11 protein-coding genes are annotated in these 11,866 nt (G+C 48.0%); 8 read left to right on the top strand and 3 right to left on the bottom strand.

The genetic code is table 11. The features are described 5' to 3' along the window. Positions 1–97: 97 nt before the first annotated feature. Entirely contained in the window at positions 98–1,552 is a 1,455-nt protein-coding gene (locus BQ8014_RS00750; protein WP_080902677.1) for an aminoacyl-histidine dipeptidase, read from the bottom strand. A gap of 50 nt (positions 1,553–1,602) precedes the next feature. Continuing rightward, a complete protein-coding gene (locus BQ8014_RS00745; RefSeq protein ID WP_080902676.1) occupies positions 1,603–2,610 on the bottom strand; it encodes a lysylphosphatidylglycerol synthase transmembrane domain-containing protein in 1,008 nt (335 codons plus the stop codon). 86 nt (positions 2,611–2,696) lie between these two features. On the opposite strand from BQ8014_RS00745, the gene rsmA reads away from it, so the two are divergent. The 8 genes from rsmA to BQ8014_RS00705 all read left to right on the top strand — a co-directional run bounded on the left by rsmA (position 2,697) and on the right by BQ8014_RS00705 (position 8,952). Continuing rightward, the gene (rsmA, locus tag BQ8014_RS00740) at positions 2,697–3,503 is read left to right on the top strand and encodes a 16S rRNA (adenine(1518)-N(6)/adenine(1519)-N(6))-dimethyltransferase RsmA (protein ID WP_080902675.1); all 807 of its coding nucleotides are present in this window, start codon (positions 2,697–2,699) and stop codon (positions 3,501–3,503) included. 14 nt (positions 3,504–3,517) lie between these two features. Next, entirely contained in the window at positions 3,518–4,879 is a 1,362-nt protein-coding gene (mgtE, locus tag BQ8014_RS00735; protein WP_080902674.1) for a magnesium transporter, read from the top strand. 98 nt (positions 4,880–4,977) lie between these two features. Then, the gene (locus BQ8014_RS00730; protein ID WP_080905738.1) at positions 4,978–5,331 is read left to right on the top strand and encodes a CidA/LrgA family protein; all 354 of its coding nucleotides are present in this window, start codon (positions 4,978–4,980) and stop codon (positions 5,329–5,331) included. Further along, positions 5,328–6,029, top strand: a complete 702-nt coding sequence (locus BQ8014_RS00725; RefSeq protein WP_080902673.1) for an LrgB family protein — start codon at positions 5,328–5,330, stop codon at positions 6,027–6,029. Before BQ8014_RS00730 ends, BQ8014_RS00725 begins: the two co-directional genes overlap by 4 nt. Before the next feature lie 446 nt (positions 6,030–6,475). Then, positions 6,476–7,039 (top strand): elongation factor P, encoded by a 564-nt coding sequence (gene efp, locus BQ8014_RS00720; protein ID WP_080902672.1) that lies wholly within the window; start codon positions 6,476–6,478, stop codon positions 7,037–7,039. An 88-nt stretch (positions 7,040–7,127) separates the two neighbouring features. After that, positions 7,128–7,814, top strand: a complete 687-nt coding sequence (radC, locus tag BQ8014_RS00715) for a RadC family protein (protein WP_080902671.1) — start codon at positions 7,128–7,130, stop codon at positions 7,812–7,814. Between the two features lie 40 nt (positions 7,815–7,854). Beyond that, positions 7,855–8,172, top strand: coding sequence for a metal-sulfur cluster assembly factor (locus BQ8014_RS00710; RefSeq protein ID WP_087880527.1), 318 nt, complete (start codon positions 7,855–7,857; stop codon positions 8,170–8,172). Positions 8,173–8,187: 15 nt separating this feature from the next. Continuing rightward, a complete protein-coding gene (locus BQ8014_RS00705) occupies positions 8,188–8,952 on the top strand; it encodes a UDP-2,3-diacylglucosamine diphosphatase (RefSeq protein ID WP_080902669.1) in 765 nt (254 codons plus the stop codon). Positions 8,953–9,036: 84 nt separating this feature from the next. Here BQ8014_RS00705 and BQ8014_RS00700 read toward each other — a convergent pair whose 3' ends face one another. Next, complete coding sequence (locus tag BQ8014_RS00700; RefSeq protein WP_080902668.1) at positions 9,037–11,853, bottom strand: M16 family metallopeptidase; 2,817 nt, start codon at positions 11,851–11,853, stop codon at positions 9,037–9,039. Positions 11,854–11,866: the final 13 nt, after the last annotated feature.

The following is an 11,866-nucleotide window of genomic DNA, read 5'->3' as shown; positions in this document are numbered from 1 at the left end:
ATTTGTTACCTTAGAATCCAGCCGCAAAGGTAGATGTTTTTATTTCAGTAACAAGGATATTCTATTGCAAAGTTACCTGTGAAAAAGATCTCTGTTTTTAGATGTTTTCCAAAGTTGTCTTGATTAAATTCCAGACTTTTCCGACCGATCGGATTTCGACCGCCTCATCCGGAGAATGGGGATGTTTCAGATTCGGACCGAAAGAGATCATTTCCATTTTCGGGTAGGATTCTTGAATGATGCCACATTCCAGGCCGGCGTGCATGACTTTGACCGAAGGAGTCTTCCCATACAGTTGCTGATAACTTTTTTGCATGATCTGAAGGATCTCCGAATGGATATTCGGTTGCCAGCCGCCATAGGAGCCGCCATATTCGACTTTGGCCCCGGCCAGTGAGAAAACGCTTTCCAGGCTGGAGCAGATGGCTTCTTTTCGACTGTCGGAAGAACTCCGGGCGAGTATTTTTATGTCGATCAATCCGTCCCCGCCCTTTACGAGCGCCAGGTTGGATGAGGTCTCGACAGTTCCCGGGAAATCGTTCAGATAGCTTATGACTCCGTTCTGGCAACCCTCAATAGCATTGATCAAGTCGTCTTGAATCTCTTCCGGGATCAAAGAGGCAGGCAGGTCGACCGGTTCTGCGGTAAAGGTGATGCCTTCTTCAATACCGGCATATTCATTGCGATATAGATCCTGGTAATCGGCAACCAATTCCCAAATGGCTTCCACTTCGTCCGCCGGCAAGGTGATGATGGCGAATGCTTCGCGTGGAATGGCATTGCGCAATGAACCGCCTTCGACGAAAGAGAGACGTGCGCCGTAGTCGCGTACAATTTCTTTCAGGAAGCGGAACAGCAGTTTGTTGGCATTAGCCCGTCCGAGATGGATGTCTACGCCGGAGTGTCCACCTTTCAGGCCGGTCAGGCTTACTTTTACCGCCGCATCGCCTTCGATGGGAGGCGTCCCTTCCTTATATTGGAAAGAAATATTCAGATCTGCGCCTCCGGCGCAACCGACAAACAATTCGCCTTCCTCTTCCGAATCGCAGTTCAGGAGGAAATCTCCTTTGAGGAATCCGGGTTTCAGCCCGAAAGCGCCGTCCATTCCAACTTCCTCATCGACGGTAAAAAGCGCCTCCAAAGGACCGTGCTGCAAGGTTGTATCGGCCAGGGCAGCCAAGGCGAGGGCAACGCCGATTCCGTCGTCGGCTCCCAATGTCGTATCGCGTGCAGTTACCCAGTCGCCGTCAATATAGGCATCGATCGGATCTTTGGGGAAATCGTGTGCAACTGTTGAATTCTTCTGGGGAACCATATCCAGGTGGGATTGCAGGGTTACGGTCTTGCGGTCTTCCCGTCCGGGGGTAGCCGGTTTGGAGATGAGTATGTTTCCGGCCTCGTCCTGTTTCGTTTCCAAGCCTAATTCCCGGCCGAAGTCAATCAGGTATTGTGTTACAGCCTTCATTTGGCCTGTAGGGCGTGGAATTTGCGTTAAATCATAGAAATATCCCCATACGGGTTGGGGGACGAGTGTTTTAATTTCTGCTGACATAGAAGTAATTTTAAGATGAATATCTTCTTTCTTTTGCCGAAAGATACGAATTATTTTGATGCGGCCGCCGATGTCTTTTTATTTACTAAAGGTAAAAGGACAATGGCAGCAGTTCCAACCAAGGCTATCCAGACTGTTTGTATGGTCCATACAATCAATGCAAAGGCGGCAGCGTCCGTTCGGTTGACACCAAAACAAACCAGGGTGGCGATGACCATGAAATGCCAGGGGCCGATTCCTCCTTGTACCGGGACGGCGACTGCAATGCTGCTCATCGTAAATCCGATCAGCCCGACTCGGATGCCCAGGTCATGGGTGAAGTCGAACGCATAGAACGTGATATAGAAGAAACAGAAATATCCGAGCCAGAGCAGGAGGGTCAGCAGGAGGAAATGCATTTTATTCTTCATCAGCCAGATGCTTTTCATACCGCCCCAGATGCTGGCCAATACCTCTTTTGCTTTTCGGATCAGGAACAAATGCGTCCAATAGGTAAAGGCAATCCACGTCAGCAGGATTGTACCCGTAAATAAGACGTAAGTCCATACCGAGTGGAAAAAAGAATGAAATCCCATTAACAGGCTCGGGTTATCCGCAAAAAAACGGGTGAAAAACCCGATATTGAACGTAAAGACAAGGAGAGTGGTCAGTCCGACCATAATGGTGTCGCATACACGGTCGATGAGCAGTGTCCCGAAAAGTTTCGGGAAAGATATCTTATCGTATTTTGTCAAGACGCCGCAGCGCCAGACTTCTCCTACCCGGGGCAAAATCAGATTGACTGCATAATTCCCTACCACGGCCAATACGGCATTTTTCTTTTTAAATTTTTCCCCGAGGGATTCGATCAACAGGCTCCAGCGAAGGCCCCGGACGATATTACCTCCCAATCCGAATAAGAGGGAGAAAAGAATGATATCATAACGGACTCCCTTCTGGATCACTCGCAGCAACTCGTCCAAATTGACTTTTCGATAAAGGAACCAAAGGAGCAGACAGCCGAATGCTAAGGGTAGCACTATCTTTAGTACGGTGTGGAGAAGCTTCTTAAAATTCATTTATTATAGAGTACTTAAATTTTTATTGTATTTTTGTCCATCTGCAAAGATAGAGATTATTTACATAAATCATAATTGAGACGCCGGTGAGATTCGTAAGACCTAAAAAAGGATTGGGACAGCATTTTCTGAAGGATCAGGAGATTGCTCGTCGGATTGCCGACACCCTCGTAGAGTATAAAGGAACTCCCGTATTGGAAGTCGGGCCGGGAATGGGTGTATTGACCAAGTATCTGTTGCAGGCCGGGCACGACCTTGCTGTAGTGGAACTCGATCTGGATTCGGTCGATTACCTGGAACAGCATTATTCCGAATTGGACGGGAGAATCATCGCGGATGATTTTTTACGACTCGACCTCCACAAGCTTTATGCCGGCCCTTTCTGTGTGATCGGCAATTATCCCTACAACATCTCCAGCCAGATCTTTTTCAGAGTACTGACTTATAAAGACCAAGTGCCTTGCTGTTCCGGAATGGTTCAGAAGGAAGTAGGCGAACGGCTGGCCTCCGGACCGGGGAAGAAAGCATACGGTATTATCAGCGTCCTGCTCCAGGCCTGGTACGATATCGAATATCTCTTTACGGTGAATGAAAATGCCTTTGATCCTCCACCGAAGGTGAAGAGCGCCGTGATCCGCATGACCCGTAACAAGCGGACGGAGCTGGGTTGTGACGAAAGCTTGTTCAAGCAAGTGGTGAAGACTTCCTTCAACCAACGCCGAAAGACCTTGCGGAATTCCATGAAGCCGATCTTAGGAAAAGACTGCCCGGATTACCCTTTACCGATCTTTGATAAGCGCCCCGAGCAGCTATCGGTTGAACAATTTATAGAACTTACGCTAATTACGAGTCAAAACCTCAACGCTGCCTGTCCGCCAGGTTCCGTTGATTAAAAGAAAAGAACCGGATGATTCAATTGACAAAGGAATATGTAGAAACCCTGAAGAAAGTCATTGAGGAGAAGGATGACAAGCAGGCAATTGCGATCATAAAAGACCTGTATCCGGCAGATATAGCCGAACTGTATAAAGAACTGAATCTCGACGAGGCCATTTATCTCTATCTGTTGATGGACGGAGAAAAGGCGGCCGACGTACTGATGGAACTGGAAGAGGAAGAACGGCATAAGTTGCTGAAGGAACTTCCGACCGAAGTGATCGCCCGGCAGTTTGTCGACAATATGGAAACTGACGATGCGGTAGACCTGATGCGTGAATTGGACGAGGATACGCAGGAAGAGATCCTTTCCCACATCGAAGATGTCGAGCAGGCCGGCGATATTGTCGACTTGCTGAAATATGATGAAGATACCGCCGGAGGTTTGATGGGGACGGAAATGATCGTTGTGAACGAAAACTGGAGTATGCCCCAATGCATCGATGAGATGCGTAAGCAGGCGGAAGAGATGGACGAAATCTACTATGTTTATGTAGTGGATGACGACGAACGGCTGAAGGGTGTCTTGCCTTTGAAGAAAATGATCACTTCCCCTTCCGTTTCCAAAATCCAGCATGTGATGCAAAAAGACCCGATCGCCGTACGGGACAGTGAAAGTATCGAGGAGGTAGGCCAACGGATCGAGAAATACGACTTGGTAGCCCTGCCGGTTATCGACAGTATCGGCCGGCTGATCGGGCGCATCACGATCGATGACGTGATGGATGAAATCCGCGAACAACACGAAAGGGATTACCAGTTGGCATCCGGTATTTCGCAGGATGTGGAGACGTCGGATAATGTTTTCGAGCAAACGGTTGCCCGTTTGCCTTGGTTGCTGATAGGAATGATCGGCGGGATTACCAATTCAGTCATCCTGGGCGGATTCGAAGCCGGATTTGCAAGTAATCCGAAAATGGCGCTGTTTATTCCTCTGATCGGCGGAACGGGGGGGAACGTAGGCATCCAATCTTCGGCAATTGTGGTGCAAGGCATCGCCAATAACTCGTTCAAGCAGAATAAGTCGTTTACGCAGGTGCTCAAGGAATCAGTCGTTTCTTTAATCAACGCCAGCATCATCAGTATGGTGGTCTTCGTCTATAATTTCTTCACCTTGGGAGATCCCGTAGTGACTGCCTCCGTATCGCTCAGCTTGTTTGCAGTCGTGGTCTTCGCCAGTATCTTCGGAACTTTGGTTCCGATGACGCTGAACCGCTTCCGGATAGACCCTGCGTTGGCAACCGGGCCGTTTATTACGATCACGAACGATATCATAGGCATGTTGATATATATGACTATTTCAACGTTGTTGATGAAGGCGGCTTTAGGGTAAATGTTTAAATATATTTAAATGCTGCGCGATAAATATGTTTTAAAACATGAATGTCGGGATTCTCTTTTATCTTTGCCTTGGTTTTAAAGGTAAAAAAAATGTTGTCGCAAGTATTTTATGTACTTTTCTTCTACTTTATGGGAGAAGTAATCAGTTACTTTACCTACGGGATTGTTCCGGGGAGTGTAATTGGCATGATTCTGTTATTTTTGTCATTGGCTTTTAAATTAGTTCATCCGGATAAGGTGAAACGCGTAGCCAATCTCCTGACCCAGAATATGGGCTTTTTCTTTCTTCCGGCCGGAGTCGGGCTGATGAATATGTTCGGCCTTCTATCCAAGCATTGGGTCGTTATTCTCACCATTTGCATGGCCAGCACCATTATGGTGATTGCGAGTGTTGCACTGGTACAGGAACACTGGGAGAGATTAAGGAAAGACAGGCAGTTATGAACCATTCTTTATTTCAATCCGAAATATTTGCCCTTACCCTAACCTTGGGTACTTACTTGGTCGCATTGAAGTTGTATAAGAAAACCCATCTGAGTTTGTTGCATCCCCTGCTGACTTCCATCTTCATGCTGATCGTTGTGTTGATGATGCTGGAGGTCCCTTACAAGGATTATTTTGAGAATAGTTTTCTTATTCATTTCATGCTGGGTCCTTCGGTTGTGGCTTTGGGATATGTGCTGTACGACCAGATGAAATACTTGAAAGGGAATGTGATATCCATCTTGACTTCCGTCCTGGTCGGGTCCGTGATCGGCATTGTGAGCGTGGTTTGCATCGGTAAAATCATGGGAGCGGATGATATCCTGATCGCCACTCTGGAACCGAAATCGGTGACGACTCCCATTGCAATGGGCATATCCGAAAAGTCCGGAGGCATTCCTTCATTAACGGCCGTGATCGTCGTAGCCGTTGGAATTTTCGGTAGTATTGTGGGGCCTTTCGTGATGAAGGTGCTGGGCATTGAAAGCCATATAGCGAAAGGGCTGGCCTTAGGCGCCTCTTCCCATGGGGTAGGTACGGCAGCCGCAATCCAGATCGGTGCTGTGGAAGGCGCTTTAAGTGGTTTGGCCATCGGTCTGATGGGGGTAATGACCGCCCTGCTTATTCCGATAATCAATCTTCTTTTCTCCCGGATTTAATCTGCAATTCTTTTTCATGCCAAGGTCGTGGCAAAACATTGCGGCGGCAGTGTCTTTTTGTTATAACGGGCAGTTGCAACTGATTTTTGCCGACCGGCAAAAGATCTTTCACTGGCCGGCAAAAGATTTTCGTATGGCCAGCAAAAGATCTTCGTATGGCCGGTGAAAATTATAGAGTCAATGCAAAGTGAATAAAAACAGTACGTTGAAGAACTCAAAAGCCAACATGTAAATTCTGTTTTCCCTTGCGCCATTCACGACGCCGGGACAGAGATGTGACAGGCTGGTTTTATTGCCTTTACTTTGTCCGTTTCATGGCATACCGGGTTGATATGCAATCGTTTTCTATATAAAAGAAGGAAAATCTGTTGTTTCTATGCCTGAAATATACTACTTTTGTCCTCGGAATTATCTTCAGACTAATAAAATATCAAATAAAATAAAGTATGATAAATTCTCAGGACATTAAAAACGGGACATGTATCCGTTTAGACGGCAAATTATATTTCTGCGTCGAATTCCTTCACGTAAAACCGGGAAAAGGAAACACGATCATGCGCACCAAGCTGAAAGATGTTGTAAAAGGCAATGTTATTGAGCGTCGCTTCAACATCGGTGAAAAGCTGGAAGACGTGCGCGTGGAACGTCGTCCTTACCAATACACTTACAAGGAAGGCGAACACTATCATTTCATGAACCAGGAAACATATGATGACGTCATTATCGACAAAGGACTAATCAACGGCGTTGACTTCATGAAAGAGGGAGAAATCGTAGACGTGGTTTCCGACGCTTCCACAGAGACGGTTCTTTTTGCGGATATGCCCGTGAAAGTACAATTGGCTATTACTTATACGGAGCCGGGAGTCAAGGGGGATACGGCAACGAATACACTGAAGCCTGCAACGGTGGAGACCGGCGCCGAAGTTCGCGTTCCCCTCTTCATCAACGAAGGAGAGATCATCGAGATCAATACTGAAGACGGTTCCTATGTAGGACGCGTCCGTTAAGCAAAGATTTTTTATTCAGGATTTAAAAAATAAAGGCGGTCCATAAAGGCTGCCTTTGTCCATTTTTCCCAAACCGGATCTAATAACTATGAAAATTAAAGAGTGGTCGAAGGAAGACCGTCCCCGTGAAAAAATGTTGCTGAAAGGAATCAATTCCCTGAGCAACGCTGAACTGCTGGCGATCCTGATTGGGTCGGGCAACCTTAATGAAACGGCTGTAGAGTTATCCCAGCGTATCCTAAACTCGGTAGACAACAATCTGAACGCCCTGAGTAAGGTGTCGGCCAAGGAACTGACGGCTTCGTTCCGTGGAATAGGTGTAGCCAAAGCCATCAGTATCGTGGCGGCTCTGGAGCTCGGGAAGCGGCGGAACGACTGCGGGCCCTTGCAACAGCGCATCGTGCGCAGCAGCCGGGAAGTCTACGATTTGTTCTATCCTTTGCTTTGCGACCTGCCGCATGAAGAACTCTGGATAGCATTGTTGAACCGTTCGGGCAAGGTGATCGAACGGACTAAAATCAGCCAGGGCGGAACCAGTGAAACTTCCGTTGACCTGCGGATCATACTCAAGGCGGCCATCCACGCCCTTGCCTCCGGCATCCTCCTTTGCCATAACCATCCGTCCGGAAACACGAAGCCCAGCCGGCAGGACGATCTACTGACACACCGGCTGAACAAGGCTGCCGAGCTGATTGACATCCGGCTCCTGGATCATCTGATCTTATGCGACGGGAGTTACTATAGCTATGCCGATGAAGGGCGGTTGGAGGAATAACGGGAATAATGTATATATTTGTAGGCAAAACAGTAAAATGATGGAGAACGAATTCTTACAAACGGAAGAAAAGATCGTCACTGTCTTGAAGACGGTTTACGATCCGGAAATACCCATAAATATATACGATTTGGGATTGATCTATAAAATAGAAGTGGATGACCGGCAAGTCGTCCATATTGATATGACGCTGACGGCGCCCGCTTGCCCGGCTGCCGATTTCATCCTGGAGGACGTGCGCATGAAAGTCGAGGCGGTGGAAGGCGTGAAAGAGGTAGATATTAATTTAGTCTTTGATCCTGCTTGGGACAAGGAGATGATGAGTGAGGAGGCAAAAATGGAACTCGGGTTTCTTTAACACCTCTTTTCAGGCATGGACTTACTTCGAACCAAGATATACTTTGCGTCGGATGCCCACTTGGGATCCCGCTATCTAAAAGATCCCCTGGGCAATGAAAAGAAATTGGTCCGTTGGCTCGACCGGGTGAAAAAAGATGCGAAAGCCGTCTATTTCCTCGGAGATATGTTCGATTATTGGTATGAGTACAAATATGTCGTGCCCAAGGGGCATGTACGTTTCCTGGGAAAACTGGCGGAATTGTCGGACGAGGGTATCGCAATCCATCTCTTTATCGGGAATCATGACATCTGGATGTTCGATTATCTCCGGAAAGAAGTAGGGGCGGAGATCCACCAGGGGCCTCTGACCGTCGACTTGCTGGGGAAACGTTTCTTCCTGGCGCATGGCGACGAGGTGGATTACCGCAGCCGGGCTTTCCGTTTCCTGCGAGCCCTGTTCCGAAATAAATTCTGCCAATGGCTTTATGCGGGTATTCATCCCCGCTGGACCTTCGGTTTCGCTTTGGATTGGTCGCTCGACAGCCGTAAAAGCGGCCTGGAGAAGGCCGGCCTTCCCGAATATCAGGGAGAGGCTTCCGAATACCTGGTCGTTTTCGCCAAAGAGTACTTAAAAACGCATCCTGATATCAACTTCTTCATCTTCGGACACCGGCATATTATGCTCGACCTGATGCTGACCCGTACCTCCCGGCTCCTGATTGCGGGGGACTGGATGCAGTATTTTTCCTATATCGAATGGGACGGAGAGACATTAGCCTTGAAACAGTTCGAGGAATAGATTACTCAAAGGAAGGAAAAAAGGAATAAAAAAACGGGAACTTCAACCAAAGAAGTTCCCGTTTTTTTGAATCATCCCGCAGGATTAGGCGGCAGGCTTCATTACTACCTCGATTACGTTATTCTGATCTACGATCTCTTTCAATGTCTTCCGGATTAGTTCCGGAGTCAGTGCGTTTACGGCATCCTTGTAATCTTTTGCCAGATTCCAGCCGTCTTCATAATAGACCTTGATAGCGCTTCTCCACCAAGCATTTTCACGGAGGTTCTCCGCATATTTCTTCAGCATGTTTTCCTGGATCTTCTTCACGGATTCGATGCTGGGTCCATTCTTGACCAAATCGTCCACTTCCCGGTAGATGATACCGATCAGCTTAGGTTGTTTCTCCGGATCAGTATCGAAGTTCATCAGCAGAGAGGCCTCTTTTACCGGAATATCATTGATGCCGGCTTGTACCCCAACACCATAAGAACCGCCTTCCTTCTCACGGATGCTTTCCAGGTAACGGTCGAACAACAGGTTTTCGATGGCCTGCAACGTTACATCGTTCTGCATGTTGTAGGGTAAGGTGGCACTATAAAAGACCAGGTTGGAAGCTGTCTTGACCTGCATTTCTTTCGTGAATGTATTCTCAATTTTCCCTTTGGGAACGCGGACCTTGTTATCGGTGTAATTCTCCTTGGTCTGGGCGGACTTCAAGCCTCCCAGATAAGTCGAGATTACCTTGCGCACTTCGGGATTTTTCGGATCGATGTTTCCGGTGAATACGAACGTGAAATCGGCGGGGATGGCGAAACGATCGCGGAAAATAGCCAATGCTTTATCTTGGTCGATCTTATCGATAATGGCCGGCTCCATCAATATCGTACGCGGGCTGTGGCCGCTTAATGCCAGATTGATCGTGTCGGAGAAGGCTTTCTTCGGATCCTTTGCACTGTTTGCCAAGCTTGTGCGGAGCATGTTGGTAAAGGCTTGGAAACTATTGTCGTCCTTGCGGGTGCCCGTGAAATTGAGGTAAACCAACTGGAGCAACGTCTCGAAATCCTTAACGGAAGAGTTGCCGTTAAATCCCTCGCTATAGGTGCTGATGTAGGGACTTACGTTGGCAATTTTCCCGGTCAGCACTTTCTGCAGGTCGACCTGGTTATATTCCCCTAATCCATTGGAACCTGCAATATGGGAGGCGAAGAACGCCGAAGGAAGATCGGCAATGTTGCTGACCTTCGAAGTGCCTCCCTTGCTGAAGGCCGTCATGAGAATCTCATCTTTCTTGAAATCCGTCGGTTTCAGTAGAACTTTTATGCCATTGCTCAGGGTCCATTCGGTTACGCCCAAGGCAGCATTATCCGTTTCTTTGGCAATGCTTCCGGCGGCGGGGGTTTCCTTCAGAAGGGGCTTGTTCAGATCTTCTTCCGCTTTGGCTGCCAATTCCGTCTTTTCGGCTTTCGCGAGGGAAGCAAGTACGGCCTCTTTCGTGGGAAGTTGCGTTGCCTTATCGGATGTTGTTATGGAAACAATCAGGTTCTTGTCCGTGATATACGATTTAGCCATTTCATTGATCGTAGCAAGGGAAAGTTGGGGGAGGGCCATCTGCAGGGTTTGGTATTCCCATTCAATGCCGGGAATCAGTTCTCCCTCGAGAAAGTTGCGTACATATTCGCGCGCCAGCGCTACATTCTTTTGATTCTCCCTTTCGTTGTATTGTTTCTCTACATTCTTCAGCAAATCGGTTTTCGCCCGTTCGAATTCCGAATTGGTAAAGCCGAAACGCTTGATCTTCTCGGCTTCAAGCGCCAATGCATCCAGTCCGGCCTGCTCCTGCCCGTCTTTCGGGATAGCTATCAGGTAGAAGGCGTCTTTCGATTTGACCAGGTTGCCGTAGCTTCCGAAACCTGCGATAAAAGGAGCGTCGGCCTGTTGCGTAATTTCAGAGAAACGGTTGTTGATCATGAACGAGATCAAATTGTTAGCCGCGTTGAAAAGGTATCCATTGATCGATTTCTTCACGTCGTCCGGAAGCGGATCTTTCTTATACTCCAACGCCATCTGTGTAACACGTGCCTCCGGGTCGGTAACAATCGCGACGATCGGTTCGTCATTGTCCGCAATCTCATAAACCGGGCGTTCGCCGGCATTTTCTTTTTTAGGAATATCGCTGAACAGTGTCTTTAATTTGGCTTCCACCTGGTCGACGTCAATGTCCCCTACTACCAGGATGGCTTGCAGGTCGGGGCGGTACCATTTGTGGTAAAAATCCCGGAGCGCCTGGTGGGAGAAATTGTTGATCACGGCCGTATCCCCGATCACATCCCGCTTCGCATATTGCGATCCCGGATATTTCAACGCATTGGCTTTCTTCCACATCCGGCGGTTAGCGTCCGCGCCGGTTCGCCATTCTTCCAGGATGACTCCTCGCTCGCTTTCTATTTCTGTATCTTCCAGAAGAATGAAGCTCGACCAGTCGTGGAGTACGAGCAGGGCGCTGTCGATAATGCCCTCCCTTGTGGTCGGAACATCGGAAAGGTTATAGACTGTTTCGTCCAATGAAGTATATGCGTTGATATTATATCCGAAGCGTACGCCGATCGACTCAAAATATTTGATGATTCCTTTTCCGGGAAAGTGGGTTGTTCCGTTGAAAGCCATATGTTCAAGGAAGTGAGCCAGTCCGTTTTGGTCGTCGTTTTCAAGAATGGCGCCGACATTTTGGGCAATATAGAACTCCGCGCGTTCTTTGGGCTCTTGGTTCGCCCGGATATAGTAAGTGAGCCCATTTTCCAATTTTCCATACCGGACCTTAGGGTCGATCGGAATGAGTGGAACCTGCTGCTGTGCATATAATCCGATGGATGATAGCCATAGAACCGCCAGGACAATGCGGTTTAATATTCGTGTTCCCATATTAAATCATTTT

It is taken from the genome of Parabacteroides sp. Marseille-P3160, assembly GCF_900162725.1.
GTDB lineage: Bacteria > Bacteroidota > Bacteroidia > Bacteroidales > Tannerellaceae > Marseille-P3160.
This window is presented reverse-complemented; position numbering and strand designations above follow the sequence as displayed.